The sequence below is a fragment of the Mesorhizobium sp. M0217 genome, from assembly GCF_040321955.1.
Taxonomy (GTDB): domain Bacteria; phylum Pseudomonadota; class Alphaproteobacteria; order Rhizobiales; family Rhizobiaceae; genus Mesorhizobium.
This window is the reverse complement of the sequence record NZ_JAMYSN010000013.1, coordinates 15,825-42,267: the sequence shown is the minus strand read 5'-3', so window position 1 is coordinate 42,267 and position 26,443 is coordinate 15,825. Positions and strand designations below refer to the sequence as shown.

General features: G+C 63.0%; 24 protein-coding genes. 13 read left to right on the top strand and 11 right to left on the bottom strand.

The window, feature by feature from the left end; all coding sequences use genetic code 11:
• Positions 1-35: 35 nt before the first annotated feature.
• Positions 36-1,610 carry a sensor histidine kinase gene (locus tag NKJ18_RS20340; protein ID WP_502906169.1) on the bottom strand — a complete coding sequence of 525 codons (1,575 nt, stop codon included), beginning with the start codon at positions 1,608-1,610 and terminating at the stop codon, positions 36-38.
• A 115-nt stretch (positions 1,611-1,725) separates the two neighbouring features.
• Here NKJ18_RS20340 and NKJ18_RS20335 point away from each other — a divergent pair, with 115 nt between their 5' ends.
• The gene (locus NKJ18_RS20335) at positions 1,726-1,953 is read left to right on the top strand and encodes a hypothetical protein (RefSeq protein ID WP_023683960.1); all 228 of its coding nucleotides are present in this window, start codon (positions 1,726-1,728) and stop codon (positions 1,951-1,953) included.
• Positions 1,954-1,979: 26 nt separating this feature from the next.
• Here NKJ18_RS20335 and NKJ18_RS20330 read toward each other — a convergent pair whose 3' ends face one another.
• Positions 1,980-2,900: a diacylglycerol/lipid kinase family protein gene (locus tag NKJ18_RS20330; protein ID WP_023701350.1), complete on the bottom strand. Its 921-nt coding sequence runs from the start codon at positions 2,898-2,900 to the stop codon at positions 1,980-1,982.
• 256 nt (positions 2,901-3,156) lie between these two features.
• On the opposite strand from NKJ18_RS20330, the gene NKJ18_RS20325 reads away from it, so the two are divergent.
• Positions 3,157-4,461, top strand: a complete 1,305-nt coding sequence (locus tag NKJ18_RS20325; protein WP_023715017.1) for a PRC-barrel domain-containing protein — start codon at positions 3,157-3,159, stop codon at positions 4,459-4,461.
• 97 nt (positions 4,462-4,558) lie between these two features.
• Here the strand turns inward: NKJ18_RS20325 and NKJ18_RS20320 are convergent, their stop codons facing one another.
• Entirely contained in the window at positions 4,559-6,097 is a 1,539-nt protein-coding gene (locus NKJ18_RS20320; RefSeq protein WP_352759390.1) for an alkaline phosphatase family protein, read from the bottom strand.
• A gap of 217 nt (positions 6,098-6,314) precedes the next feature.
• Here NKJ18_RS20320 and NKJ18_RS20315 point away from each other — a divergent pair, with 217 nt between their 5' ends.
• The 4 genes from NKJ18_RS20315 (at position 6,315) to NKJ18_RS20300 (ending at position 9,484) form a co-directional block, all read left to right on the top strand.
• Positions 6,315-7,247 (top strand): VOC family protein, encoded by a 933-nt coding sequence (locus NKJ18_RS20315; protein ID WP_023724468.1) that lies wholly within the window; start codon positions 6,315-6,317, stop codon positions 7,245-7,247.
• A gap of 4 nt (positions 7,248-7,251) precedes the next feature.
• Positions 7,252-7,884 carry an alpha/beta hydrolase gene (locus NKJ18_RS20310; RefSeq protein WP_023727286.1) on the top strand — a complete coding sequence of 211 codons (633 nt, stop codon included), beginning with the start codon at positions 7,252-7,254 and terminating at the stop codon, positions 7,882-7,884.
• Positions 7,877-8,176 (top strand): GNAT family N-acetyltransferase, encoded by a 300-nt coding sequence (locus tag NKJ18_RS20305; protein ID WP_023683956.1) that lies wholly within the window; start codon positions 7,877-7,879, stop codon positions 8,174-8,176. Before NKJ18_RS20310 ends, NKJ18_RS20305 begins: the two co-directional genes overlap by 8 nt.
• A 249-nt stretch (positions 8,177-8,425) precedes the next feature.
• Positions 8,426-9,484 (top strand): dipeptidase, encoded by a 1,059-nt coding sequence (locus NKJ18_RS20300; RefSeq protein WP_023715013.1) that lies wholly within the window; start codon positions 8,426-8,428, stop codon positions 9,482-9,484.
• 3 nt (positions 9,485-9,487) lie between these two features.
• On the opposite strand, the gene NKJ18_RS20295 is transcribed toward NKJ18_RS20300, so the two are convergent.
• From NKJ18_RS20295 to NKJ18_RS20280, 4 genes are read right to left on the bottom strand one after another with little or no spacing between them, the layout of a single operon-like run.
• On the bottom strand, positions 9,488-9,733 hold the full coding sequence (locus tag NKJ18_RS20295; RefSeq protein ID WP_352759386.1) for a hypothetical protein: 246 nt from the start codon (positions 9,731-9,733) through the stop codon (positions 9,488-9,490).
• A gap of 2 nt (positions 9,734-9,735) precedes the next feature.
• Positions 9,736-10,962 carry an aminomethyl transferase family protein gene (locus NKJ18_RS20290; RefSeq protein WP_352759384.1) on the bottom strand — a complete coding sequence of 409 codons (1,227 nt, stop codon included), beginning with the start codon at positions 10,960-10,962 and terminating at the stop codon, positions 9,736-9,738.
• Between the two features lie 51 nt (positions 10,963-11,013).
• Complete coding sequence (locus tag NKJ18_RS20285) at positions 11,014-12,579, bottom strand: phytoene desaturase family protein (protein WP_352759381.1); 1,566 nt, start codon at positions 12,577-12,579, stop codon at positions 11,014-11,016.
• Positions 12,566-14,185, bottom strand: coding sequence for a phytoene desaturase family protein (locus NKJ18_RS20280; RefSeq protein WP_023835004.1), 1,620 nt, complete (start codon positions 14,183-14,185; stop codon positions 12,566-12,568). The genes NKJ18_RS20285 and NKJ18_RS20280 overlap by 14 nt, the downstream gene beginning before the upstream one ends.
• Before the next feature lie 201 nt (positions 14,186-14,386).
• On the opposite strand from NKJ18_RS20280, the gene NKJ18_RS20275 reads away from it, so the two are divergent.
• The 5 genes from NKJ18_RS20275 (at position 14,387) to NKJ18_RS20255 (ending at position 19,521) form a co-directional block, all read left to right on the top strand.
• Complete coding sequence (locus tag NKJ18_RS20275) at positions 14,387-15,187, top strand: class I SAM-dependent methyltransferase (RefSeq protein ID WP_023690119.1); 801 nt, start codon at positions 14,387-14,389, stop codon at positions 15,185-15,187.
• Positions 15,188-15,214: 27 nt separating this feature from the next.
• Entirely contained in the window at positions 15,215-15,895 is a 681-nt protein-coding gene (gene betI, locus NKJ18_RS20270; RefSeq protein WP_023690120.1) for a transcriptional regulator BetI, read from the top strand.
• 58 nt (positions 15,896-15,953) lie between these two features.
• The gene (locus tag NKJ18_RS20265) at positions 15,954-17,036 is read left to right on the top strand and encodes an ABC transporter substrate-binding protein (RefSeq protein ID WP_352759377.1); all 1,083 of its coding nucleotides are present in this window, start codon (positions 15,954-15,956) and stop codon (positions 17,034-17,036) included.
• A gap of 116 nt (positions 17,037-17,152) precedes the next feature.
• Positions 17,153-18,229 (top strand): extracellular solute-binding protein, encoded by a 1,077-nt coding sequence (locus tag NKJ18_RS20260; protein WP_023690122.1) that lies wholly within the window; start codon positions 17,153-17,155, stop codon positions 18,227-18,229.
• Positions 18,226-19,521 (top strand): flavin monoamine oxidase family protein, encoded by a 1,296-nt coding sequence (locus tag NKJ18_RS20255; protein WP_352759376.1) that lies wholly within the window; start codon positions 18,226-18,228, stop codon positions 19,519-19,521. The genes NKJ18_RS20260 and NKJ18_RS20255 overlap by 4 nt, the downstream gene beginning before the upstream one ends.
• 39 nt (positions 19,522-19,560) lie before the next feature.
• Here NKJ18_RS20255 and NKJ18_RS20250 read toward each other — a convergent pair whose 3' ends face one another.
• From NKJ18_RS20250 to NKJ18_RS20240, 3 genes are all read right to left on the bottom strand, one after another.
• Positions 19,561-20,634: an ABC transporter ATP-binding protein gene (locus NKJ18_RS20250; RefSeq protein WP_352656681.1), complete on the bottom strand. Its 1,074-nt coding sequence runs from the start codon at positions 20,632-20,634 to the stop codon at positions 19,561-19,563.
• A gap of 91 nt (positions 20,635-20,725) precedes the next feature.
• A complete protein-coding gene (locus NKJ18_RS20245) occupies positions 20,726-21,550 on the bottom strand; it encodes an ABC transporter permease (RefSeq protein ID WP_023745792.1) in 825 nt (274 codons plus the stop codon).
• On the bottom strand, positions 21,547-22,464 hold the full coding sequence (locus tag NKJ18_RS20240) for an ABC transporter permease (protein WP_352759373.1): 918 nt from the start codon (positions 22,462-22,464) through the stop codon (positions 21,547-21,549). The genes NKJ18_RS20245 and NKJ18_RS20240 overlap by 4 nt, the downstream gene beginning before the upstream one ends.
• Positions 22,465-22,755: 291 nt before the next feature.
• Here NKJ18_RS20240 and NKJ18_RS20235 point away from each other — a divergent pair, with 291 nt between their 5' ends.
• Positions 22,756-24,168, top strand: coding sequence for an aminotransferase (locus tag NKJ18_RS20235; protein WP_352759371.1), 1,413 nt, complete (start codon positions 22,756-22,758; stop codon positions 24,166-24,168).
• A 15-nt stretch (positions 24,169-24,183) separates the two neighbouring features.
• On the opposite strand, the gene NKJ18_RS20230 is transcribed toward NKJ18_RS20235, so the two are convergent.
• Entirely contained in the window at positions 24,184-25,386 is a 1,203-nt protein-coding gene (locus NKJ18_RS20230; protein WP_023696407.1) for an aromatic ring-hydroxylating oxygenase subunit alpha, read from the bottom strand.
• Between the two features lie 503 nt (positions 25,387-25,889).
• Between NKJ18_RS20230 and NKJ18_RS20225 the strand changes: the two genes are divergently transcribed.
• The gene (locus NKJ18_RS20225) at positions 25,890-26,270 is read left to right on the top strand and encodes a hypothetical protein (RefSeq protein ID WP_023670066.1); all 381 of its coding nucleotides are present in this window, start codon (positions 25,890-25,892) and stop codon (positions 26,268-26,270) included.
• The last annotated feature ends 173 nt before the right edge of the window (positions 26,271-26,443 follow it).

Here is a 26,443-nt window from a genome sequence, read left to right as displayed (position 1 = left end):
TCCCGGGAAAACCGCTTAGCACTTCTGAAATTGCTTTAAGCCGGCAGATCTTCAAGCGGCATCGATATTTCGGCGAACACGCCTTCGCTGCGGAATTCGTGGGTCACTTCGCTCGATAAAACCTTCGCGAGGCTGCGGCGGATCAGGATAGAGCCGAAGCCCTGGCGTTCCGGCGGGTCGACTTTCGGCCCACCGCTTTCGCTCCAGGTCAGCACAAGGCGGCGCGCGCCTTTCTTGCCCGCCGCCTTCCAGTCGACATCGACCTTCCCCGAGCCAACCGACAGCGATCCGTATTGCAGCGCGTTGCTGGCCAGTTCGTGCATGATCAAACCGAGCCCCACCGCCTGGTCGGGCGAAAGCAGCAGATCCGGACCGGAGATCACGATGCGCGGCCGTTCTGCCGAATCGAACGGCTTGACCTCGATCTGCATCAGTTCGCGAATACCGATGCCGCGCCATTCGCGATCCGACAGCAGGTTATGGGCAGCGCCCAGCGCCTGCAGCCTGGCGCCGAAGGCTTCCAGGAATTCGCTTGGGCGGCGAGCGTGGCGAACGGTCTGCGTCGCCAGCGCCTGCACCGTCGCCAGCGTGTTCTTGACCCGATGGTTGAGCTCGCGCAGCAGCAGCCTTTGCCGGTCCTCGCCGAGCTTGCGTTCCGAGATGTCGTAGTTGACGCCAAAGATCAGCGTCGGCTTGCCTTCGCCGTCGCGCTCGATGACGCGGCCGCGGGTGACTATCCAGCGCGGCGGATCGAAGCCTTTGACCCGGTATTCGCCGAAATAGTCGTCGCTGCCGGTCAGGGCATCGCGAAAGCGCGTCTCGGTCTGGTAGACGTCGCGCGGGTCGATGGCGGCCAAAATGTCGCGCGCCCGCAGCCGGTTCGAACGCGGCAGGTTGAACAGCTCCGACAAACGCACGTCGCATTCGATCATGTCGGTGCGGATATCCCAGGCCCAACTGGCGAGCGAGGCGGCATCGAGCGCTATGGCTCGGCGCTTTTCCTCCTGCGCCAAAGCAGCCGTGGCAATGGCGCCGCTGCGGGTGGCGTCCTTGAGGGTAAACAGGCTGGCGGCGAGGCTGGCCAGCGATTTCAAATGATCGAGCGCGGCAGCGGACGGAAGTTCATGCGGCTCCCGGTCGAATACGCACACCGTACCGACGCGCGCGCCGGCGACCACCATCGGCGCGCCGACATAAAAGCGGACATGGTGTTCGCCGGTGACCAGTGGGTTGCGGGAGAAGCGAGGGTCGATGCTGGCATCCGGCACCACCATGGGCTCGTCGCCGGCGGCAATGGTATGGGCGCAGAACGATATGTCGGTCGCGGTTTCGGTCTCGTTGAAGCCGACACAGGATTTGAACCACTGTCGTTCGGTGTCGAGCAGCGTGACGAGCGCGATCGGCGCCTGCATCACGGCTGCGGCAAGGCCGGTGATGCGATCGAAGTCGGGATCGGAGTCGGTGTCGATCGCGTCAAGCCTATGCAGTACGGCAAGCCGCTCCGGCGCCGCCACGGCGCGGCGGACCTCAACCGGCAAACCAGCCTGCTTCGCCACCTTGCTATCCACCAAGCCCCCTCGCTTGCAGGCCCCACCTGCGGCGGCGCGCATCTCGCGCGGCCGTCGTCGCGCGCCGGAACTTTTGTAGCAAGCAATCGTTACCCCACCATGTTTCGCCGGCGATGGTTTTATCCACCATCCCGGTTGCGCGATAGGAACGCCGCCAATGACCAAGATCGCCCCTGAAAACAAAGCCCGTCAGGGGCGGTGGGGTTGGCACGGCCTGCGCATATTGGTCGCCGCTTTGCTCCTGGCTTTCATTGCTTGGGGAGCGGCCGAGATTTATGGCCAAAAGATCGATCCAGATACCCCTGAAAGCCAGGGGCAGCCCACCGGCCAGAGCGCGCCGGCCAACCAGAGCGCGCCAGCCGGCGAGGGGCAGTCGGGCGGCTAGGGTTTTCCGCGTCATTCGTAATCGCATCAGGCGGCCTTCGCCTGGGCGGCTTGCGCCGGAACCAGGACGTTCAGTGCGCCAGGGTGGATCTGGATTGTCGTTTCGCGCTCCAGCTTGACCAGTTCGCCGTCGATGACGGCGCCGAATTTCTTGCTCCCTGTATGGATCTTCACGATTGCCTTGTCGGCCTGATGAGTTTCGACATGATCGCTGTCGCGCCACCTGCCTCGAGCCATGTCGAAGAGCGCCCTGACCAGCTCGCCACGCTGCCGCGCCACGGTGACATAGATGCCGAGCACGCCGCCGGCAGGATTGTCGGCATAAGGCAGATGGCCTTCGCCAAACAGATTGTTGGAAATGCCGATGCCGCTGATGCGGGTCACGATCTCGGCTTCGCCGACCGTCAATGTCACCTTCATGGCGGGAGGATTGTTGATCGTAGTCCAGGCGGCCTTGGCCGAAGCGCGAATCTTTCCCAGGCGCGAGGCGAATTCCATATTGTCGCGCAGCTTCACCATCCTGGCGTGCAGGCCGATCGAGAACTGATGCACGAACGGCCGGCCATTCGCGCTCGCGATATCAACCGCCATGATCTCGCCGTCGGCAAAGGACTTCAGCGCGCCATCGATGGTCTGCGGAATTCCAAGGCCGCGGGCGAACAGGTTCATTGTTCCTGCAGGCAGGACGGCCAGCGCCTTCTTGCCATTCATCAGCCGCCCCGCGGCGGCCGAAATGGTGCCGTCGCCGCCACCGGCCAGCACGACGTCGAAGTCGCGCCGCGCGGCGACCTTGTCGAGCGCCGCGACAATCTCCTTGCCGGCGACGATGTCGATCTCGATGGAGTGACCAGCCGCCTCGAGCGTCTGGCGCATCCGGTCGGTTAGCGCTGAAAGATCGGTGGTCCGCAAGGTGCCGCCGTCCCGGTTCAGCACCGCTGCAAATCGCATGCCCCACTCCGTATTCTTTAGCGGCCGGAATGCCAGCCGCAGGCTGAAACGGGCAAGCTTGGGAAAGGTTCCATCGGCCGGGTGGGAATGTCGGGCGATTCCGCGGACTTGCCCAGGGTATTTCGATGCTCCCGTTTTTTCGGAACAAGCGCCTTGTCACAACGTTGTGATCCCATTGGAGGCGCCGCCTTCGGTCTCCCGGCAAGTGGTTTGCCGATTGCGGCGCACATGAGATCACGCAAGAGGAGACTTAATCATGATCCGCACACTGTTCGCGACGACCGCATTGGCAACGCTGATCGCTACCGGTGCGTTTGCGCAGTCAACGACGACCCCGGCGACGACCCCAGCGCCGGCTGAAGCCCCTGCTACCATCGCGCCGGCGCCGCAACAGGCCGACGGCGCGCTGATGACCAATATCATCGGCGAGTCTGTCTACAATGGCACTGGCGACGATGCGCAGAAGATCGGTGACGTCAGCGACGTCGTCCTCGATGAAAACGGCCAGGCGAAATCCGCCATTATCGGCGTTGGCGGCTTCCTCGGCATAGGCAGCAAGAACGTCGCCTTCGACTACGGCAAGTTGCAATGGGTCGAGAGGAATGGTGATCGCTGGCTCGTCGCCGAGACGACGAAAGAAGCGTTGACGGCGCTGCCCGACTTCGACCGTAAGCCTTACGATCCGGCCCCGGCGCCTGCTTCCACGGCGCAGAACGACCCGCAGAAGCCGGTTGATCTCAACGCCGCGCCGTCAGAACCGGCGGTGAAACGCGCTGACGGCAATCTCGCAACCAACATCATCGGCGAGAATGTCTACAATGGCACTGGCGACGATGCCCAGAATATCGGCGACGTCAATGACATCGTGCTGACCAAGGATGGCAAGGCGCAGTCGCTGGTGATCGGCGTCGGCGGCTTCCTCGGCATGGGTGAAAAGAACGTCACCTATGATTTCGCCAAGGCACGGTGGGCCGAAAAGAACGGCGATCGCTGGCTGGTGGCGCAGACGACCAAGGAGGAACTGCAGGCGCAGCCTGATTTCGACCGCAAGCCCTATGATCCGGCGCCGGTGACGACAACCTCCGACGCAACGCAGCCGACTGCTCCCGCTGCCCCGACGGCCGTTGCACCGGCTGACAATGCTCAGCCAGCGGACAAGACCGCGGAAGCTCCGGCCGGTACAAAAGCCACCGATCCGACGCAAACGGCAGCGATCGACAAGTCGACACTGACCGAAATGCCGGTCGGCAACATCAGAGGCGACGACCTGAAGGGCACCACCGTCTATGGCGCCAACGACGCCAAGGTCGGCGAGATCGGCGACGTCGTGCTCACGCCCGACAGCAAGCCGGATGCCGTCATCATCGATGTCGGCGGCTTTCTAGGCATCGGCGCCAAGGAGGTCGCGGTCGGCATGGACAAACTCAAATTCATGACCGACAAGGACGGCAACAAATATCTCTACACCAACTTCACCAAGGAGCAGCTGCAGGCGCAGGCTGCGTATGACAAGGGCAGCTATGCCGAGAAGCGCGACCAGCAGCGGATGATGGTACAGTAAGGGAATAGGCAGTAGGGATTGGGCAGTAGGCGAAACCGAGTGACGAGGCAATCAGGCCGCCAGAACATTCTACTGCCTACTGCCTACTGCCTACTGCCTACCACATATCCACCACCCCTTCGTCCGTCAGCTCTGCAAGCGCCAACGACTGGTCAAGATGCTCGGCGCGCCAGGCAAGCAGTCGCTCGGCAAATTCAAGCCGCACGCTGAGATAGGCCGGGTCGGCGGCAACGTTGGCCAGTTCGCCCGGATTCTTCTGCATGTCGAAGAGCAGCGGCGGCAGGCCGCCGCCGAAATGCACGTATTTGAATTTTTCCGTACGGATGACGGCGAGGTTGCACTGGCGCGAGCCGATGCCGAAATGCCGTTCGGCCTCACCGCTGGCAATCGAGCGGAAGTCGAACTCCCAATGCGCCGCGTCGCGCCAATCCTTAGGCGGTTCATCTTGCAGGAACGGTTTTAGCGAGCGGCCGTCGAGATGCAGCTGGGCGTCGGCGTCCAGCAGATCGAGCAAGGTCGGGAAGATGTCGACGGCCTCGGTGAAGTGGTTGACGGTCGAGCCGGCTGCATTGCCGTGACGCGGGTCGCGCACGATCAATGGGATGTGATAGCTGCCGTCGAAGAAGCCGCCTTTGCCCAGCATGAAATGGTCGCCCATCATCTCGGCGTGGTCCGAAGTCAGCACGATGATGGTGTCATCCCATGCATTCGCCGTCTTGATCGCTTGCCAGATGCGGCCAAGCTGCGCGTCGACCTCCGAGATCATGCCGTAATAGATCGCGCGGATGGCCCGGATGTTGTCGTCGCCCCAGTCGCGCACGTGGCCGTCGGTGCCGGGGCGGAAGCTTCTCCGCTTCTGGCGACCAAGGTCGTAAGCCAGATAGGGATGCCTTTGCGCCTCGGCCTGCCAAGTCTCGACATGGCGGAAGGGCGGTCCGTCCGCCGGATCATACAGCGTGTTGTAGGGCCGCGGTACGACAAAGGGCGGATGCGGGCTGATGAAGGAGACATGCGCGAACCATGGCGAATCCTGTTCGTCCAGCCAGCGAATGAATTCGCCGGCAAGAAAAGCGGTCGGCGTCTCGTCCCTGGAATAGACAGGCGGCGCGCTGGTCACGGCGTCGCCCGCTTCCCCGCCCACGGGGCGGTGAATGCCGGGAGAGCCCGCGCTGGTGTCGACGCCACGTGCCTTCAGCCATGACAGCCATGGTTTCTGATGCTCAGGCAGGAACTGGCGAACGCTGAAGCCGGGCAGCACGCCCTCATAGCTTTTCAGCCGGGGATCGCCCGGCGCCATCGTGCGCGGATCGGGCGAGACGTCGGTGTAGCCGAACAAAGTCGGATCATAGCCGAGGGCGCGGGCCGAAAGCGCCATGTTGCCGTGGCGGGCGTCGAGCGGCGTGCCGTTGCGGCAGACGCGATTGTTCATCTGGTAGAGGCCGGTGTAGAGGCACGCGCGGGCCGGCGAGCAGGGCGCCGCGCCGCCGTAATGCCGCATGAAAAGGACGCCTTCGGCGGCGAGCGCATCGGCATTCGGCGTCTTCACCACGGCATGGCCGGCAGCCGACAGGCAATCGCCCCGCCATTGGTCGCAGGAGATCAATAGGATGTTCGGGCGTCTGCTTTTCGCGGCCAATGCTCTATCCTGTCACGTCGGGAAGACGTTCAATGAACCGGAATTTGGCGGCAGCGCAAGCCTGTCAGTCTTGCTTAAATGGTGAACGAAAATTTCCTGCTGTTCACTATTGGGATACAGTCCATTCTGAGTTTGCCGCCTTTGCCATTGCCAGGCGGCCCCTCATATAGGCGTGGACAGCGGCAAGAGCCGCAAACCGAAGGGAAGGAGCAAGACAATGCTCGACCAGATCAAGGGCCTGCATCACGTGACGTCGATGGCCGGCGATGCGCGCCAGAACAATAATTTCTTCACGCACAAGCTCGGCCTGCGCCGGGTCAAGAAGACCGTCAACTTCGACGCGCCAGATGTCTATCACCTCTATTATGGTGACGAGCACGGTACGCCCGGCTCGGTGATGACCTATTTTCCGTTCCCGGACATTGCCAGGGGCCGCCATGGCGTCGGGGAAGTCGGTACCACGGCCTATTCGGTGCCGGCCGGCACGCTCGGCTATTGGGAAAAGCGCTTCGCCGATGAAGGCGTTGCGGGTGTCTCCCGCGAAGAGACGTTCGGCGAGAAGCGGCTGGCCTTCGCCGGTCCCGACGGCGACGGTTTCGCGCTGGTCGAAGACAAGGCGGACAGCCGCGCGCCATGGTTGAAAGGCGGCATTCCCGCTGATGAGGCGATACGCGGCTTCCACTCGGTCTCGCTCAGATTGAAGGATGGTGGCGCCACGGAAGAGCTGTTGAAGTTCATGGGCTATGAGCAAGTGGACAAGTCCGGCAGTGTCAGCCGGCTCGCCATCAAGAACGGCAACGGCGCTGATGTCGTCGATATCGAATCGCTTCCTACCGCGGGCTTTGCCAATCTCGGCGCCGGCTCGGTCCACCATGTCGCCTTCGCGGTGGAGAACCGCGCCCAGCAGCTCGAAGTGCGCAAGGCGCTGATCGATACGGGTTATGGCGTGACGCCGGTGATCGACCGCGACTATTTCTGGGCGATCTACTTCCGAACGCCGGGCGGCGTGCTGTTCGAAGTCGCCACCAATGAGCCGGGCTTCGACCGCGACGAGGACACCGCCCATCTCGGCGAAGCCCTGAAACTGCCGACGCAGCACCAGCATCTGCGGCCCTATCTTGAAGAGCATCTGCAGAAGCTGGAAGGCTGAGACGATGAGCAAGGAAGCTTACATCCATAAGGCGCTGCCGGGTTCGCCCGGCGGCCCGCTGCTCTTCGTCTTTCACGGCACCGGCGCGGACGAGAGCCAGCTGCTGTCGCTCGGGCGCGACCTCGCGCCACAGGCGACGATCGTATCGCCGCGCGGCGATGTTTCCGAGCATGGTGCGGCGCGTTTCTTCCGCCGCACCGGCGAGGGCGTCTACGACATGGACGACCTCGCGCGGGCGACCGCCAAGATGGCCGGTTTCATCAAGGCGCAGGTGGCAGCGGCAAGGCCATCTTCGGTCTTGGGTCTCGGCTATTCCAACGGCGCCAACATCCTGGCGTCCGTAATGTTCGCCGCGCCCGAGCTGTTCGATGCGGCGGTGCTGATGCACCCGCTGATCCCGTTCGAACCGCAGGTGCAGGGCAGCCTTGCCGGACGCCGCATCCTGGTCACCGCCGGCAAGCGCGACCCGATCTGCCCGCCCAACCTGACATCCCGGCTGGAGGCCTATTTGCGCGCCGATGGCGCCGATGTCACAGTGGAGTGGCACGATGGCGGCCACGAAATTCGACCAAACGAGATCGAAGCGGCGAGGCGGCTTTTTGCCGATGCGCCGGTTGAAGGAGCAAGCGATGCCTGACGAATTGCCTGAGATCGAACTCGAGGACCGCGGCTCGAAGGGACGTTATGTGCTGCGCGGACCCGGCGGCGCCGAGGCGGAAATGACCTTCACCAAGGTCGGCGAGCACCAGATCATCATCGATCACACCGAAGTGCCGGACGTGTTTCGCGGCCAGGGCGCCGGCCTTCGGCTTGTCACACGCGCCGTCGAGGACGCGCGGGCAGTGGGCAAGAAGATCATCCCGCTCTGCCCCTTCGCCAACGCCCAGTTCCGCCGCCATCCGGAATGGGCGGATGTGCTGAAGCAATAGACCTTTTTCCCTTCTCCCCTTGTGGGGTGAGTTGCCGGTCGCCGAAGGCGAATTCATCGTGCCGGTGGCACGATGAAAGGCCGGCGAACGCCGGGACGCTGCGAAGCAGCGGGGACCCGGCAGGTGGTCGGAGTCGCTCAGCCACAAGAGCGAACGCCTCTCTGGCATTTGCGCAGTTCGGCCTTCTTGCCTAAGTACACAGTTCGCTGCGGTTCGTCCGCTCCTGCCAACTGACCGAATGGCTTCCTGATGACCGAATCCGATCTCGTCCCCGTCTTCGACGGCCACAACGACACGCTGCTGCGACTGTACCAGTCGAAAGACACCGACGTCGAAAAGCTGTTCATCGAGGGGACGCAGGGCGGTCATATAGATCTGCCGCGCGCCAAGAAGGGCGGCTTTGCCGGCGGCATGTTCGCGATCTTCCCGCCGCCGGTCGAGAAGAGCAAACGCTCTGCGGTGCCGCCGGCGCCGAGCGACAATGAGCCATTGCCGCCGGAACTGCCACGCGCTGATGCGCTCAATTCCACCATCGGCATGGCCTCGATCCTGTTTCGGCTGGAGCGAGCGGGGGCGCTGACCGTCTGCCGCAGTGCCGGTGACATTCGCGAGGCGATGGCGAAAGGTTCGATCGCGGCGGTGTTTCATATTGAAGGCGTCGAGGCGATCGATCCCGAACTTACCTTGCTCGACGTGCTCTACGAAGCCGGCCTGCGCTCGCTCGGCATTGTCTGGAGCCGACCCAACGCCTTCGGCCATGGCGTCCCGTTCCGCTTTCCGTCGTCGCCCGATACCGGACCGGGGCTGACCGATGCCGGCAAGGCGCTGGTCAAGGCCTGCAATCAGCTCAAGATCATGGTCGACCTGTCACATCTCAACGAAAAGGGCTTTCGCGATGTCGCCGCGCTCAGCGATGCGCCGCTGGTCGCCACTCATTCCAACGTGCATGCGCTGTGCACCCATTCGCGCAACCTGACGGACTGGCAGCTCGGCGCTATCCGCGAGACCGGCGGCATGGTCGGGCTCAACTTCGCCACCGGCTTCCTGCGTGAAGACGGACGGATGAATTCGGACACCAGCCTCGACATCATGGTGCGCCATGTCGACTCGCTGCTGCAGGCGCTGGGCGAGGACGGCGTCGGTCTCGGCTCGGATTTCGACGGGGCGATGATTCCGGCCGTCATCGGCGACGTTGCCGGTCTGCCGAAGCTGATAGATGCGCTGGCCGCGCGCGGTTTCGGACGCGCGTTGATCGAGAAGATAGCCTATCGCAACTGGCTGAGCGTTCTCGAAAGAACCATAGGCTGAGGCTTAAGCGCCCATGCGCTTCAGCCAATCCTGGCCGCCGCGATCCCTGATCATCGGCAGCGGGTTCTCCCAGTCCAGCCGCGCGCAGATGCGGTAGACTTCGAGCGTCTCGGCGCTCATTTCGCCGCGCTTGTAGAAGTACATGGCGGCGGCATAGCGGGCGCGACCCGACCATTTTTCGCCGAGCGGCGTGTTGACCAGCTGCCACTGTTCGGCGGCTTCCGTCTCATCATCCGGTTCGTCGGCCATGATCAGAAATCCGCCGGCGGATTGGCGGTGCGGCGGTCGAGCTTGATGAAAGGACGGGCCACCACCTTGGCCCGCTTCATCAGCTTCTGGTACTGCAACTCGCGCATGGCGTAGATCTCGACCCAGAGGTCTTCCACCATCGTATCACCATAGGGACGCGTCAGCGAGGCGATGGCGATATTGCGCTTGGCCATCGGCGACCAGATGGCGGCGCTGACCAGCCCGACCTCCTGATGCTTCTTGTGGTAGACGATGGCGTGCTCGGCCGGGATGTTGCCTTCGATCTCCAGCCCGACCAGCATGTGGCGCAGCTTGCGTTTGGCGCGCGCTTCGAGCATGGCGCGGCGGCCATTGAAATGGCCTTTTCCCAAATCGACCATAAAGCCGAGACCGAACACGACCGGCATGCGCAGACGGTCGGCGCGAATGGCATGCTCGGCGGTGGTGAAGTCGGCATTGGCGACGATGAGGCCGGCTTCCAGCCGGGCGCGGTTGAGGGCGGCGTAGCCGATGGCGCGGATGCCGCGCAGTTCGCCTGCCGTCATCAGGCGGTCCCAGAGGCTGAGCGCTTTTTCGGCCGGCACGAACAGTTCGTAGCCGAGATCGCCGGTGAAGCCGGTGCGTGAGATGGTGACGGTGCTACCGTCATGCGGGAACTCGGCGAGATCGAACACTTTGAGTTTTTCAACGCCGGCAAAGCCGGCCTCGCGCAGCACGGCGAAGGAGGTTGGGCCTTGCAGAGCGAGACCAGCGACGCTTTCAGTCTCTTCTTCGACGGTCACTTCGAAACCGATGGCGCTGTCGAGCAGCCAGGGCAGGTGCCGCTCCTGCGAACACAGGCGGAAGCGGGTCGGCGACAGCCGGAACAGCGTGCCGTCATCGAGGACAAAACCTTCGTCGTCGCACCATGCGGTGTAGTGGACGCGGCCCGGTTTCAGCTTGGTGACATCGCGCAGCGTGACGCGATCGAGGAAGGCTTCGGCATCCGGCCCCTCGATGCGGTATTTGGTCATCGGCGAGATGTCGAACAAAGCCGCCTGGCTGCGGATGGCGAAATATTCGAGTTCCTCGTCCCACAGCGAATGCGGCGCGCGATAGCCGGCCCAATTGTACCAGTCCTGAGTTTTGGCCAGCGCATCGATGCGCGGCTGGAACGGCGTGCCGAGACGCAGTGTGCGGAAATGCGACTGCGCTGTGGTGCGGGCGGCGTTGTTGATCGGACTCGTCATGACGGCATTCCTTCGCCGTAAAGTGCGGCGTTGACTGGCTGAAACATCCGATCATCCCTTCGTCGCGATGATGCGCCGCGCCGCATTCAAACCGGGAGCACCCGAAACGCCGCCGCCCGGATGCGAACCGGCGCCGGCGAGGAACAGCCCCTCGATCGGCGTGTCGTAGCCCGACCAGCCGGAGACGGGCCGCGACATCAACATCTGGTCGGCCTGCAATTCGCCGTGGTGCCAATGGCCGCCCGGCATGCGGCAATTGGCTTCGATATCGGCTGGCGTCAAAAGCTCGGCATGCAGCACGGACTTGCCGATACCGGGGGCGTACGCTTCGAGCTGCGCCATAACAGCCTTGAGGAATTTCGGCTTGCCGGCATCCCAACCCTCTTTCAGCGCATAAGGCGCGTATTGCACGATCGCCGACAGCACGCAGGCGCCGCTTGGCGCGAGCGACGGGTCGGAGAGCGAGGGCAGTGTGATCTCCATCACCGGTTCGGCTGAGAACTCGCCATATTTTGACGGGTTGAAGGCGCGCTCGACATGGTCGGCCGAGGGCGCGATGACCAGACGGCCCTTGTGATTATCGGCGCCGACGCCGGAAAATTGCGGTTGCCGTTCGAGCGCCAGATGGAGCTTCGCCGCGTCGCCCCTCATGCGGATGTTCTTTACCTTGCGCACGAAACCCGTGTCGATCTCGCGCGGGCCGACGAGATCGAGCATGGTCGTCGCCGGGTTGATGGCGGAGACGATCGTTCTGGCGTGCAGCACCTCGCCGCCGTCGAGGGTCACGCCGAGGGCGCGCCCTTTCTCGACGACTATTCTGGCCACGGGCGCTGCCGTGCGGATGGTGACGCCGGCTTTCTCCGCCGCCGCGCGAATGGCGGCAACGACCGCACCCATACCACCTTTCGGCAGCATCTGTGCCCCGGCCGCACCGTCAGTCTCGCCGGCCAGCCGGTAATAGAGGCCAAGCAGCGAGGTGGGCGAACGCGGGCCGAGGTGGCTGCCAAGCGTGGCGTCGAAGGCAAGCAGGCCCTTCAGCCTGAGATCGGCAAGCTGTTCGTCGAGCAGGTCGGCGACGTTCAACAGGAGCACCCGCAGGAAATCGCGCATGTCTTCCTTGCCGAGCTTTTTCAGCGCCACGGCCGTCTGGCCGAGCGCTGCGGTTTCAAGCAGGGACATGCCACCGAGATCGGGCGGGCGCCGCGACAGGAACGGTTTCAGGATGCCGGCATAGCGCATGAGTTGCGCGCGCAATTCCTTCCAGGCGGACTGCTCGGACGGAGTGGAGCTGGTCAGCACTTCGCCATAGGCGCCATGCAGGACAAGCGGCGGGCCGTCCCTCGCCAAGGCGACTGACGGCATGAAGTCTGTACGGGTGACCTGCAGCCCGTGTTTCTCCAGCTCCAATGTCTTCACCACGTCGGGGTGCAGGCGGTTCAGCACATGCGCGATCGAGGAGACCCGAAAACCCGGCGCAAACTCTTCGGTGCGCGCCGCGCCGCCGACATCGCCGGCCGCTTCCAGCACCAGCACCTTGCGGCCGGCTTTCGCTAGAGTGGCGGCAGCGACAAGGCCGTTGTGGCCACCGCCAATGATAATGGCATCAAATGACGTCATGGGCCGGGCTCATATGGGAGGTCGATTTGGCGAGGTCGCGCAGGATCTCGGCTGCCGCATTGCGGCCGGGTGCGCCCATGACGCCGCCGCCGGGATGTGTCGAGGAGCCGCACATATAGAGCCCGCCGACCGGCGAGCGGTATTGTGCGTAGCCCGGCACCGGCCGGTTGAACAGCAACTGGTCGAAGGTCAGCTCGCCCTGAAAGATGTTGCCTTCGGTGAGGCCGACCTCGGCTTCGATCTCGCGCGGCGTGCGCACCTCCATATGGACGATGCGGTCGCGGAAGCCTGGCGAGTATTCCGCGATCTGCGCAACCACGCTTTCAGCGAAACCGTCGCGGTCGGCATCGGTCCAGTCCCGGCCCTTCACCTTGGGCGGTGCGTACTGCACGAAGCAGCTCATGAAATGCTTGCCCGGCGGCGCCATGGTCGGGTCGAGCGTCGTTGGGATGACCATGTCGAGGAATGGGTCGGCCGACCAGCGACCGACCTTCCAGTCGTCATAGGCGCGCTCCATGCGCTCCATGGAATCGGTGAAATGCATGTCGCCGCGATAAACGGGTGAATCCTTCGGCAGTGCCGGGAATTCCGGCAGAGAATCCAGCGCGATGTTGACCTTGCCGGAGGAGCCGCGGATCTTGAAGTTCCTGACCCGCCGCAGGAAAATGTCGGGCAGTTCCTTCTCCTCGACCAGTTTCAGGAATGTGCGTTTGACGTCGGCGTTGGAGACGACGAGCTTGCCGTAGACCTCCTCGCCGCCGGCCAGCACCACGCCCTTGGCCTTGCCTCGGCTCACCAGCACATGGTCGACCTCGGCGCCGGTGCGGATAGCGCCGCCGGACGCCTTGAAGGAAGCGGCGAGCGCCTTGGTGACGGCGCCCATGCCGCCGCGCGCATAGCCCCAGGCGCCGACCGAGCCGTCGACCTCACCCATATAATGGTGCAGCAGCACGTAGGCTGTGCCGGGCGACATCGGCCCGAGCGCGGTACCGATAATGCCGGACAAAGCGAAGTTCGCCTTGATGACATCGGTCTCAAAATATTCGTCGAGGAATTCCGAGATCGACATGGTCCAGAAGCGCAGCGTCAGCGCCATTTCTTCTGATGACAGGCCGACGAATTTCTTGCCGAGATAGAGAAGCTCTCCGAGGTCGCGCGGCTTGAGACTGGCCGGGTCCGGTGCGGTGCGCATCAGCAGCGGCTGGATGAAACGGCACTGCCGCGTCACGTCGCGCGAATAGCGGTCATAGGCCTCCGCGTCGCGCCTGGAGAAGCGGGCGAATTCGCGCCGGTGCGCATCGTGGTCACGGTAGTTGGCGAGGTAGTCGCCGTCGCGGGTGAACACGGCGCCGCCCTCATAGGAAATAACCTGCAAGCCGAAACGCGGCAGTTCGAGGTCGCGCATGATCTCGGGGCGAAACAGCGAGCAGACATAGGAGCAGTTGGAGTAGAGGAAGCCCGGCGTCAGCTCGCGGCTGGTGGCGGCGCCGCCGACCCAGTCGTTCTTTTCCACCACCAGCACGTCGAGCCCGGCGCGTTGCAAATAGCAGGCGTTGACCAGGCCGTTGTGTCCGCCGCCGATGACGATCGCATCCCAAGCTTTCATTCGCGCCCAGCCTTCATGGTGCTCGACCCTTCATTTTCGCGTGATTTGTCGCCGAATGCGCGGAATTTGGCACGGCAGCGGCTATTCTGTCCAGCCGTTCTGAATGAATGTTCAACAAATGATATTGCGTTTTCCTGTTAATACGCTACGCTTTGCCGGCATTCGAACCTGCGCAATTCGGCTGACGGGACTTAAGGTCTGATGATCGAAACGGCAGATGGCGAGCCGGAATATGACGACGCCGCGATCCGCTTCCTCGAGGCGCTGTGGGGCGAGGGCTATCTGTCGCCGGGCGGACCAGACGAGGTCGACCGGGTGGTCGAAGGGCTGTCGCTCAGGGGCAAGACGATCCTCGACATCGGCTGCGGCTCCGGCGGCATCGCGCTGCATCTGGTGGAGCGCCACGGTGCTGCTCATGCCACCGGCTTCGACATCGAGCGGCCGGTGATCGAGGCGGCCAGAAAGCATGCCGCTGCACGAGGGCTTTCAGACCGCGCCAGCTTCGTCCAGGCGCCGCCGGGGCCGCTGCCTTTTGCCGACGCTTCGTTCGATGTCGTCTTCTCCAAGGATGCGCTGGTGCACGTGTCCGACAAGGACGCGCTGTTTGCGGAAATCTTCCGCGTGCTGAAGCCGGGCGGCGTCCTTGCCGCCTCCGACTGGCTGATCGGCCATGACGGCGAGCCGTCATCTGAGATGAAGGCCTATGTCGCGGCCGAAGGCCTGTCCTTCGCCATGGCCTCGCCGGCACGCTATGCGCAAGCGATGCGCAGCGCCGGCTTTGCCGATGTCACTGTGAAGGACCGCAATTCTTGGTACCGCGAGGTCGCACGCGGCGAGCTGGAAAGGCTGAAAGGCCCGCTCTACGAGACGGCGGCAGTCGCGGTCGGAGCGGCCTATGTCGACAAGAACATCAAGACCTGGGAAGCCATGCAGAAGGTGCTTGACAGTGGCGAGCACCGTCCCACTCATCTTCGCGGGTGGAAGCCGGCTGTGGTGGGATAGCCGGCAATGTGGAGCATGACGGCACCGATGAAAGCTGCAGCGCGCGAAGAGCGATCCTCCGACACGTCTGGAAAAACCGAGCCGGAAAAACGCGGCCGCAAGGCGTCGAAGGAGGTCAGGCAACAGCAGCTGATCGAAGCGACCATCGATTCGCTGGCCAAGCGCGGTTATTCGGAAACGACGATGGCCGATGTCGCTGACGGCGCCGGCCTGTCGCGCGGCATCGTCAACTTCCATTTCGAGAGCAAGGAGAAGCTGCTCGTCGCCACCCTGGCCTATATGGCCGACGAATATGCGGCGCATTGGCGCGTCGCGCTGACCAAGGCCGGCGAGGATCCAGCCCGGCAGCTGCGGGCGCTGGTCGCCGCCGATTTCGACCGTTCGATCTGCAACAAGCGCAAGCTCGCGGCGTGGTGCGCGTTCTGGGGCGAGGCCAAGTCGCGGCCGACCTACCAGGCGCTGTGCGGCGCGCGCGACGCGGCCTACCAGAAGATCTTCATCGACCTCTGTGCCACGCTCAAGCAGGGCGGTGGTTATGGCTATGAGCCGCAGGTCATGGCGCTGGCGCTCAGCGCCATGCTGGAGGGCTTGTGGCTGCGGCTGATGATGGGGACCGAGGACGTCACCCGTGAGAGCGCGCTACAGGCGGCAAACGAATTCCTGTCGGCCGCCTTTCCGAAGCACTACCCGCCGGACAGCGGACGTTGACAACAACCGGCGGATCCAAGCCGGAGCGAACAATCAGAAACAAAGAGGATGGAACAGCATGAAAAGAATAGCCCGACGCCTGACACTGACATTGGCGCTGACGGCGACGCTGGCTGGTTCGGCCGCGGCGATTGCGGTCCCCGCCGACAAGGACCTGATCGTGTTCGACTGGTCCGGCTATGAGGACCCGAGCTTCCACCCCAAATATGCCGAGAAGAACGGCGACTCGCCGACCTTCGCCTTCTTCGGCGACGAGGACGAAGCCTTCGAAAAAGTGCGCTCCGGCTTCAAGGCCGATCTTGGTCATCCCTGCTCGCAGAGCGTGACAAAGTGGCGCGAGGCGGGGCTGCTGCAGCCGCTCGACACCTCGAGGATCACCGGCTGGAAGGATCTCAATCCCGGCATCATGGCGATGAAGGATCTGGCCACCACTTCGGACGGCAAGGCCTGGTTCATGCCGTGGGACTGGGGCAACACCCAGCTCACCTACAACTCCGACAAGATCGACGCGAAGGATGTGCAGTCGCTGAAGGCCTTCGCCGATCCCAAGTTCAAGGGGCGGGTCTCGATCGGCGACAATGTCGACGACGCCTATGCGCTGGCCAGCCTTGCCATGGGGCTCAAGGACTGGACCAAGATGACGGACGACCAGTTCAAGCAGGCGTCCGACTTCCTGCGCCAGGTGCACAAGAATGTCCGCTCCTACTGGACCGATACCACGGACGTCGTCCAGTTGCTGAGCGGCGGCGAGGTCGATCTCGCCTGGGCATGGAACGATGCCACGGTACAATCCGTCGCTGCCGGTGTGCCGATCAAGTCCAAGAAGGATACGGACGAAGGCATCTCGACCTGGGTCTGCGGCTACGTGCTGTTCAAGGACGCACCCGGCAATGTCGACAAGGCCTATGACTACCTCAACGCGATCAACGATCCCGAGACCGCCAAGGTGCTGGTCAAGGACTGGGGTTATGGCCAGGCCAACGCCAAGGGCATGGCCGGCGTCGACCCGGCGATCCTGAAAGAAAAGGGCTATGACGATGTGCAGAGATTCGTCGACAAGACCCTGTTCCAATCGCCCGTGCCGTCGTCGCTCAAGCTCAAGATGATCGCCGAATTCGAGAAGATCAAGGCGGGGTACTAAAGCTCTGTCCGGCTTCCTCCGTCTGCCTGTCAGTGCGCCGGGCAGACGGTCTCGCCAAGGCCGCTGAAATTCCGTAACGTCGCCCGGCCGCTTTTCGCGATGAGGAGTTTCGCGCCATGAATTCCATGCTTCGCCGCCTTGCTCTTGCTGCCGCCCTTACGGTCGGCGCAGGCGCCGTGCTTGCTTATGCCGAAGGCGGCGGAGACCTCGTCGTGTTCGACTGGTCGGGTTATGAAGATCCGTTGCTGCACCCCGACTACACCGCCAAATACGGCGCCGAGCCGACCTTTGCTTTCTTCGGCGACGAGGAGGAAGCGTTCCAGAAGATGCGCGCCGGCTTCAAGGCCGACATCGCCCACCCCTGCTCGCAAAGCGTGACCAAGTGGCGCGCGGCCGGCATTCTGCAGCCGCTCGACACCTCCCGGATCGCCGGCTGGCAGGATCTCAATCCCGGCATCATGGCGATGAAGGATCTCGCCGTCACCGCCGACGGCAAGGCCTGGTTCATGCCGTTCGACTGGGGCAACACTTCGCTGCTCTACCGCACCGACAAGGTCACGGCGGAGGAAGCGCAGTCGCTGAAGATTTTCGCCGATCCCAAATTCAAGGGCCGCGTCACCATCGGCGACAATGTCGATGACGCCTATGCGCTGGCCAGCCTGGTCATCGGCCTCAAGGACTGGACCAAGATGACCGACGCGCAGTTCCAGGAGGCGTCCGCCTTCCTGCGTGACGTCCACAAGAACGTCCGCTTTTACTGGACCGACGACACCGACCTCAACCAGGCCTTTACCGGCAATGAGGTCGACCTCGTCTGGGGCTGGAATGAGACCTTCGTGACGCTCAAGGGCCAAGGCATGCCGATCGCCATGAACCGCGACACGAGGGAAGGCATATCCACCTGGGTGTGCGGCTATGTGCTGATGAAGGATGCGCCGGGCAAGCTCGACCAGGCCTATGATTTCCTCAGTGCGGTCAACGCGCATGCCGTGTCCGATTACTTGGTCAAGACCTTCGGCTACGGCCACGGCAACAGCGCCGGGATGGCCGCGATCGACCATCAGGTGCTGAGCGACCGTGGCTTCGACAATCTCGACAAGTTCTTGGACAAGACGCTGTTCCAGCAGCCGGTGCCGCCTGAGCTCAAGCAGCGCATGGTCACGGAATTCGAGAAGATCAAGGCCGGCTATTGAGCGACAGGACTGAAAGAACCGATGTCGTCATCGTCGGCGCCGGTTTCACCGGCCTGTCGGCTGCACTTGAGCTCAGAAAGGCCGGCATCGATGTCGTGCTGCTCGAGGCACGCGACCGCGTCGGCGGCAGGGTCGAGGCTATTCGCAACGGGCTTGGCGAGCGCATCGACAGCGGCGGCCAGTTTTTCTGCGAAGACATGCCGGAGGTGACGGCGCTGGCCGCGTCCCGTGGCAAGGCCTTCGTCGAAACCTATGTGAATGGCGATTTCATCACCCATCCATCGCTGTCGGTCGAAGAGGCCGAACGGTCCTATCATGGCGCGATGGCAATCCGCGAGCGGATGAATGCGATCGAGCCGGACGATCCCTCGATCGCCGGCATGAGCGCTGCCGCCTGGCTCGAACGCCAGCATGATCCCACTGACGCCAAGACGGCTTTCCGCTCGATGATCGAAGGCCTGTGGTGCCTGGCGATGGACAAGGTGCCGCTGTGGTACCTCATCGACAATGACCGCCGCATCACCAACGAGGTGCCCGAGCTGCAATATTCGCTGCTCGAAACCATGCAGTCGCTGGCCGAGGACATGGCGGGAGATCTCGGCGACAGGGTTTGGCTGAACGAGCCGGTTACGCGCATCGAGCACGGGCCGCAAGGGGTTCGTGCCGTCTCGGCAAGCAGCGCCATCGAAGCGCGAAAAGTGCTGGTCGCGCTGCCGCCGGCGACGGCCGCGAAGCTGGATTTCGCGCCCGCTCTGCCGCCGGCTCTCGCAAAGGCGCTCGGCGTCTGGGAAAGCGGTGCGGTGATCAAGATCCTGGTGCGCTATCCCACGCCGTTCTGGCGCGAGCGCGACCTGTGCGGCATGGTGATGTGGCGCGACCTGCCGGGCCTGTTCGCCTGTGACGCCAGCAAGGATGCGCAACATGCCGCGCTGGTCGTCTTCGTCGGCGGACCACTGGCGTTGCGTTGGCGTCCGCTCGCGGACGCGGCGCTGCGTGCGGAGGTCACGGCAAGGCTCGTTGATGCCCTTGGCCCGGAGGCGGCCGATATTATCGATTTCAGCCAGCGGGACTGGATCGATGACCGCTGGAGCGGCGGCGCCTACAGCGACCTTATTGTCGATGTGACGGCACGGGATGCCGAGCGCACGATCCGTGCCGGCGCAGATCCTGTTCATTTCGCATCGTCGGAACTGTCGCCGTCATTCCCGGGCTATGTCGAAGGCGCCATCGTGATGGGGCGGATCGCAGCCAAACAGATCGCGACGGAACTTAAAATTCTTAGTGGAGCATGATCTTATTCCGAATCCGGTTTCCACTTTTCGGGATCATGCTCAGTCCGCCATCGCCACCAAGGCCTCCGGATCGTAGCCGAGGCGGATCGAAGTGCCGACGGGGATATCGTCGGCGCCGAAGTCGTTGGTCTCGGTGACCGACAGTGGCTTTTCCAATCCGGGTATCTCGACGATCAGGTGGGTGATCTCGCCAAAATAGTGGCGTTCGACCACCTTGCCGGCCACTTCGAATTTCGCCGTCGCATTGTCCCACAGCACGCGCAATCGCTCCGGCCTGATGCCCAGAGTGGCGCCGCCGCCATTGCGCACGAAGGCCTTCGGCTTGTCGGTCCTGACCCGGCCGAAGCCCAGCGTGTCGACGACCAGCGAGGCGCTGCTCTCCTCGACGATCTGCGCTTTTACGAAATTCATGCCGCCGAGGAAATCGGCGACCTGGCGGTTGACCGGCCGCTGGTAGATTTCCTTGGGCGAGGCGACCTGGGCGATCTTGCCGCCGAACATTACGGCGATGCGGTCGGACATAGCGAGCGCCTCATACTGGTCATGGGTGACCAGCACGAAGGTGATGCCGACCGCCTGCTGCAGGCGGCGCAGTTCGAGCTGCATCTGCTCGCGCAATTTCTTGTCGAGAGCCGACAGCGGCTCGTCGAGCAGCAGCACCTTGGGCCGCATCACCAAGGCGCGGGCGAGCGCCACGCGCTGGCGCTGGCCGCCGGAAAGCTCGGTGGCGAGGCGTTTGCCGAGGCCGGTGAGCGACACCTGCGCCAGCGCTTCCTCGACGCGGCGCTTTTCTTCCGTTCCTCCCAGCCTGAGCCGTTTCAGCCCATAGGCGACATTCTGCTCGACATTGAGATGCGGGAAGATGGCATAACTCTGGAATACCATGTTGGTCGGCCGGCGGTTGGCCGGGATGCCTTCCATCGACTGGCCGCCGACCGAGATCGAGCCGCTGGTCGGGTTGTCGAAACCGGCAATCATGCGCAGCAGCGTGGTCTTGCCGCAGCCGGAAGGGCCGAGCAGCGAAAAGAACTCGCCCTCCTTGATGGTCAGCGAGGCGTCGTCGAGCGCCTTGAACGCCCCATAGCTGCGGGTAACGCTGCGGATTTCGATCATTGCCCGGTCGGTTTGGGGTCGATCAGATTGGGCCCGCTCGGAATTATCTTGCTTGGATGGCTCATCCTGAGGCCGTTCGGCCCGGGACTGCTCAGGCATAGAGGCCTCCCTCGCTCTGGGTGCGTCTGGCCGCATGGCGGCGCAGGATCTCGGCAACGGTCATCAAAACGAAAGAGGCAACCAGCAGCAGCGTGCCCAGCGCCAACACACCCGGCAGCTTGGCGGCAAAGCGCAACTGGCCCCAGATATAGATCGGCAGCGTCGTCTCGGTGCCGGTCAGGAAGAAAGCGATGACGAACTCGTCGAGCGAGATGGTGAAGCAGACCAGGAGGCTGGAAATGATCGCCGGCGCCACCATCGGTAGCGTCACCCGCCGGAAGGTGCCGAAGGCACTCTCGCCGAGATCGGCGGAGGCTTCTTCGAGGCTGCGGTCAAAGCCCTCGAAACCGGCGGTCAGCACCGTCATCGAATAGGGAATGCAGATCAGGACATGGCCGAGCACGACGGTGAACAGCGACAGGCTCAGGCCTAACTGCAGCATGACCAGCAGCATGGAGATGGCGAGGATGATTTCCGGCAGCACCAGCGGCGCCATGATCAGGCCATTGATTGTGCGGCGGCCGGGATAGCGGTAGCGGGTGATCGAGCGGGCGGCGAGGATGCCGAGCAGCGTCGCCAGCACCGATGCCGAGATACCGACGATCAGGCTGTTCCAGGCGGCGTCAAGCAGCGCCGGCGTCTTCGGCAGGTCTTGGTACCATTTCAGCGTATAGCCGGTGAGAGGAAATTTTGGCGTCGGCGTGGTGTTGATCGAGAAGATCGGCAGGAAGATCACCGGCAGATAGAGAAAGACGACGTAGAGGAAGGCGTAGGCGGACAGCCAGCCGCCGGGAAAAAGGCGCCGCCTCGCCGTCATCGCGCCAGCCTCTGCAGCGCGCGGATGATGAGCACGGTGGCGCCCGCCATCAGCGTCACGACCAGCATGGTGGTCACGGACAGTGCCGCGCCGAGTGGCCAGTTGGAGGCCTTGTGAAACTGCGACTCGATGGCATTGGCGATCATCACGCCATCCTTGCCGCCGACCAGCCTTGCGGTGACGTAGTCGCCGACGGTGGGGATCATGACGATGAGAGCGGCCGAGATGACGCCCGGCGCCGACAGCGGCAGCGTCACGCGCAGGAAGGAGCGCAGCGGGCCGTCGCCAAGATCGGTGGCAGCCTCGACCAAGGTGCGGTCGACCTTCTCGAGCGAAACGAAGATCGGCAGGATGGCAAAGGCCGCCCAGGCGTGTGTGAGCGTGATGATGACGGCGCTGGAATTGTAGAGTAGCGCGGTCGATGGTTCGTCGATGATGCCGAGGCCCATCAGGCCGGAATTCAGCACGCCATTATAGCCGAGGATGACTTTCCATGACATCACGCGCAGGAGATAGCTGGTCCAGAACGGGATGGTGATCAGGAACAGCCACAGGCTCTTGTGGCGACCGCCATGGAACGAGATGAAATAGGCGATCGGATAGGCGAGGATGACGGTGAAAAAGCTCACCGTCAGCGAAATGCAGAGCGAGCGCCAGAGCAGATCGCGGTAGATCGGCTCGGTCAGCGCGATGCGATAATTCTCCAGCGTGAATGTATGGTCGATGGTGAGGTAGTTCTGCGTCCAGAAGGAGTGGGCGAAGACCACCAGGATCGGCACCAGCAGCAGGATCAAAGCGTAGACCAAGGTCGGGCTGATCAGGGCAAGGCCCTGGACGGACTCGGACTGCAGAAGGGCGTTTCGCCTTGCTCGCGTCATGCGCCGCGTGGGCACCCCTTCGGCAGCTACCGTCATTGCAGCGACCCGGGCGTGATCTCGGTTGCTGGCTCGAACTGTTCCGCCATGATGCTCCCATCGACCGGGCCGGCTGCCTGTTCCCAATTTTTGCGGAGCGCGCTTTGCTGGTTGCGCTCAAGCTTGCCGGCTTTCTTTCATCATGAGCGCATCCGTGCATTGAAATCAAGCGCTATTTCTGTAATATTGATTGAACGGACATTCAAAATGAAGTGAAGAAAGCCGGCTTTCCTGCCCTTGGCGCTTCGCTTTCTGTCCGGTGAAATTACGCTCAGACGATGCGAGGCAATGATGGCGGCTGCAAGAGACCTAAGAGCGATGGAAATGGCTGACGGTGGCGATGCGGTCGAGCTGGCCAAGCGCCATCTCATCCAGCCCTGGCCTTATGCCGGCTCGGTCGGCAATGAAGCGCGTGCGCTGATCGGCGAGGGCGATGGCATCTACATCACCGATGTAACAGGCAAGCGACTGATCGACGGGCCGGCCGGCATGTGGTGCATCAATGTCGGCCACCGCCGCGAGGAGCTGGCCAGGGTGATGTACGACCAGGCGATGATGCTGTCCTACAACACGCCCTGGTATACGATGAATGCGCCGTCGGCCGAGCTCGCCAAGCGCCTCGCCGATCATGCGCCGGGCGATCTCAGCCATACCTTCTTCACCACCGGCGGATCGTCGGCTGTCGAGACGGCACTGCGCTTCATGCAGTTCTACAACAATGTGCGCGGGCGGCCGGAAAAGAAGCTGATCCTCAGCCGCGGCGGCGCCTATCACGGCTCGACCTATCTGTCGGCCTCGCTCAACGGCCGGCCGCGCGACCGCGACTGGATGGACGGCGCCGACGATCTGGTCGTCAAACTGTCCTCGCCAGACCCGTTCCGGCGGCCGAAAGGCATTGACATCGCCGCCTTCTGCGATTTCCTGGTCTATCAGTTTCGCGATGCGGTCGCCCGCGTCGGCGCAGAGAAGATCGGTGCTTTCGTCGGCGAACCGGTGCAGGCATCCGGCGGCGTCGTCGTGCCGCCGGATGGCTATCTCAAGCGCATTCGCGAAATCTGCAGGGACAACGATATCCTCTATATCTCCGATGAGGTGGTGACCGGCTTCGGGCGGCTCGGCCATGTCTTTGCCTCCGGCGATGGCTTCGGCATCGACCCCGACATGATCACCTTCGCCAAGGGCGTTACATCAGGCTATTTCCCGCTTGGCGGCGTCATCATCTCGGAGCGGCTGCTTCAGGAAATGCGCCGTTCCAACCATCCCGATGCGATGTTCGGCCATGGCCTGACCTATACCAGTCATCCCATCGGCTGCGCGGTGGCGCTGAAGAACCTCGATATCCTGGAAGACAGCGTGCTGGCCCACACGCGCGATGTCGCGCCCTATTTCCAGGCGCAGTTGAAGACGCTGGAGGAACTGCCGCTGGTTGGCGAAGTCCGCGGCATGGGCCTGATGGGCTGCGTCGAGTGCGTAGCCGACCGCGAAAGCAAGGATCCGCTGCAGCTCGACAAGGATGTCGGCAAGCGCATCGACGCGCATTGCCACGAACTCGGCCTCCTGGTCCGGCCGCTGATCAACATGTGCGTGATGTCGCCGCCGCTGATCATCACGCGAGAGCAGATCGACGACATGGTGGCGATCCTGCGCGAAGGCATTTCGCGGACCATGGACGATCTGCGCAAAGAGGGCGTGTGGCAGGGGTGACTGGCAGTTCCGCCCCTACACCTGCGAGCGCATAGCCTCATTGAGGTTCCACATGTCCTTCTCCTCCGGCGCCGTCTCCAGGCCCAGCACCGGGATCTGCTTGCGCAGATGGTCGTGGTGGGTGCGCACACCGTATTCGAGGTCGGAGAGATAAAAACCCTCGAAGGCCTCCGAGATCATGGACTCGTTTGACCAGACGGAAAGCTGCACGTCCTCGTTCATGGTATCGCGGTCGATGCGGTAGGCGAGATAGCGGGCGGCCGCCTGTTCCCGGGTCTCGTCGGGGTAGCGGTAGATGGCGCCGCGCAGCAGCGTCTCGCCGGTCGACAGCGGGAACTCCTGATAGAACTGCACCGATTCCGGCATGATCGACAGCGCGTTGTTGGGGAAGATGCCGTAATAGATCCAGGCCCTGCGCAGATGCTCCGGCAGGTGTGAGGCATCGGGCGTGAGCTTGATGTATTCGCGCACGCTCCAGCGCCGGCCGGCATGCGGATTGTAGGTGGCAAACGAGCGCGACACGCCGTTGATGAACGGCTCGTCGAAATAGGTCGAGCCGTAGAGATCCTGCAGCGCCGGATGCGCCATGGCGACGTGGTAGCCTTCATTGTCGACGTCGCGCACCGACTTCCAGTTGACCGGCGTTTTCTGTGTCCAGATGCCCCAGGACGGCACCATCTCGGCCACGTTGTAGTGTGCCATCTCGGCCTCGATCGGCTTCAACAGTTCGGCCACCGAAGGCTGCGGGCCGCCCTTGCGAAAGCGGACAAAGATGAAGCCCATCCATATCTCAAGGTCGAGCGGCATCAGGCCGAATTCGGTCTTGTCGAGCTCGGGGAAGGAGCGCGGCCGGGCGGCGCCGCGCAGCGTGCCGTCGAGATTGTAGACCCAGCCATGGAACGGGCAGACCAGCGCGTTCTTGCAGGTGCCCTGGCTGTCGGCGACGACGCGGCTGCCGCGATGCCGGCACATGTTGTTGAAGGCGCGCACGACGCCGTCCTTGCCGCGCACGATGAGCGCCCGCTCGCCGACCACGTCCATAGTCAGATAGTCGCCGGCATTCGGCACGTCGCAGACATGGCCGGCGATCTGCCAATGGTTGCGGAAGACGTATTCCTTCTCAAGTTCGAGAAGCGCGTCGGAGTGATAACTCCAGCCCGGCAGACCCCGCCGGTCCCAATCATTGGGGATCGCCACGTCACGGAGATGCGGGTTCATAAAAAAGCTCTTCTTTTATTGAATACTCATTCAATAAAACCATATTTTACATTGAAATGCAATGGCTTGTAGAAATCACAACTTTTCAAGTCGGCACAACAGGACCAGCTGAAAGCCAGAAAATCCCGGAATATCCGGGCGTTAACCGGGGGCGTGAAATAGCTGTCCGGCATGCGGATTTGGCCGTGCCGAGCTTGCAAACACGGCCCGCTCCGAGACGAAAATACCTGGCGTCCGCAAATTCGATCCGCAGTGTGAGCTTGTTCATAGTGCGGCCGACAGGAAGCGGGCTTGGTGCGTTCGCGGCCCGCCTGTCGTCAACATTTGATTGCCCGGATGAAACAGCTTCGCAAACGCATCTTGCCGTCGGCACATGACCGGATCTGTCCGGATATGCCCGAATTTCTTGTTTCAAACCTGTTACGCGGGCAAGCCAAGCGCATCATTCGCCCGTTACCAGGCGCGCTTAGGTTCGTTTCATAAGAAAACGAAGGGGAGCAGCAATGCATACGAAAGTCGAGATCACTAGCAACGAACGACGCGCCAAACTGGCACTGCGTCAGCGCGCCAGCGACCATCCGGTTGCGATGTTCTCCATGCTGGGCGCCTGCGCTCTGGCCGTCATGTTCCTGACACCGGCTTCCGGTCCGGCTTTTGCTTCGCTCAACCCGCCGGCCAATGTTGTCCAGGGCGCGCCGACCACCATCAAGACCGCCCGGCTGCCGGAGCCGGAAATCGATTTTGCCTGCCAGGGTCAGGCCTGGGGCGCCGAGAGCGCGGAGTGCCTGCGCGTCATCGCCGCCCAGTCCGGCGTGCACAAGGCGCGTTCCGTCCGCATGATCGCCAACGCAGCGCCGCTGACCACGACACCCAACGTTTTCTGAACCTCCCGAGCGCTTCCTCCCGCGCTCGTTCTTGGCTCCCGCCGCTTCCCTCGGTCGGGAGCCTCTTTTTTAGGGCCTATCGATATTCGGGTGAGGCCGGCCTGCGCATGGAGGTTCCCTGCGCTTCCGGTGCTCGCGTACTTCAAGTACGCTCCGCTCCGGTTCTCGGGAAC

Coding starts and splice junctions, on each gene's coding strand:
- NKJ18_RS20330 (WP_023701350.1), bottom strand. CDS start 2,900: ATGCGATTTGCAGCGGTGCTGAACCGGGACGGCGGCACCTTGCGGACC.
- NKJ18_RS20305 (WP_023683956.1), top strand. CDS start 7,877: ATGCCTGACGAATTGCCTGAGATCGAACTCGAGGACCGCGGCTCGAAG.
- NKJ18_RS20260 (WP_023690122.1), top strand. CDS start 17,153: ATGAATTCCATGCTTCGCCGCCTTGCTCTTGCTGCCGCCCTTACGGTC.
- NKJ18_RS20310 (WP_023727286.1), top strand. CDS start 7,252: ATGAGCAAGGAAGCTTACATCCATAAGGCGCTGCCGGGTTCGCCCGGC.
- NKJ18_RS20230 (WP_023696407.1), bottom strand. CDS start 25,386: ATGAACCCGCATCTCCGTGACGTGGCGATCCCCAATGATTGGGACCGG.
- NKJ18_RS20340 (WP_502906169.1), bottom strand. CDS start 1,610: ATGCGCGCCGCCGCAGGTGGGGCCTGCAAGCGAGGGGGCTTGGTGGAT.
- betI (WP_023690120.1), top strand. CDS start 15,215: ATGAAAGCTGCAGCGCGCGAAGAGCGATCCTCCGACACGTCTGGAAAA.
- NKJ18_RS20265 (WP_352759377.1), top strand. CDS start 15,954: ATGAAAAGAATAGCCCGACGCCTGACACTGACATTGGCGCTGACGGCG.
- NKJ18_RS20290 (WP_352759384.1), bottom strand. CDS start 10,962: ATGACGAGTCCGATCAACAACGCCGCCCGCACCACAGCGCAGTCGCAT.
- NKJ18_RS20225 (WP_023670066.1), top strand. CDS start 25,890: ATGCATACGAAAGTCGAGATCACTAGCAACGAACGACGCGCCAAACTG.
- NKJ18_RS20335 (WP_023683960.1), top strand. CDS start 1,726: ATGACCAAGATCGCCCCTGAAAACAAAGCCCGTCAGGGGCGGTGGGGT.
- NKJ18_RS20245 (WP_023745792.1), bottom strand. CDS start 21,550: ATGACGGCGAGGCGGCGCCTTTTTCCCGGCGGCTGGCTGTCCGCCTAC.
- NKJ18_RS20275 (WP_023690119.1), top strand. CDS start 14,387: ATGATCGAAACGGCAGATGGCGAGCCGGAATATGACGACGCCGCGATC.
- NKJ18_RS20325 (WP_023715017.1), top strand. CDS start 3,157: ATGATCCGCACACTGTTCGCGACGACCGCATTGGCAACGCTGATCGCT.
- NKJ18_RS20250 (WP_352656681.1), bottom strand. CDS start 20,634: ATGATCGAAATCCGCAGCGTTACCCGCAGCTATGGGGCGTTCAAGGCG.
- NKJ18_RS20280 (WP_023835004.1), bottom strand. CDS start 14,185: ATGAAAGCTTGGGATGCGATCGTCATCGGCGGCGGACACAACGGCCTG.
- NKJ18_RS20235 (WP_352759371.1), top strand. CDS start 22,756: ATGGCGGCTGCAAGAGACCTAAGAGCGATGGAAATGGCTGACGGTGGC.
- NKJ18_RS20300 (WP_023715013.1), top strand. CDS start 8,426: ATGACCGAATCCGATCTCGTCCCCGTCTTCGACGGCCACAACGACACG.
- NKJ18_RS20295 (WP_352759386.1), bottom strand. CDS start 9,733: ATGGCCGACGAACCGGATGATGAGACGGAAGCCGCCGAACAGTGGCAG.
- NKJ18_RS20240 (WP_352759373.1), bottom strand. CDS start 22,464: ATGACGGTAGCTGCCGAAGGGGTGCCCACGCGGCGCATGACGCGAGCA.
- NKJ18_RS20285 (WP_352759381.1), bottom strand. CDS start 12,579: ATGACGTCATTTGATGCCATTATCATTGGCGGTGGCCACAACGGCCTT.
- NKJ18_RS20315 (WP_023724468.1), top strand. CDS start 6,315: ATGCTCGACCAGATCAAGGGCCTGCATCACGTGACGTCGATGGCCGGC.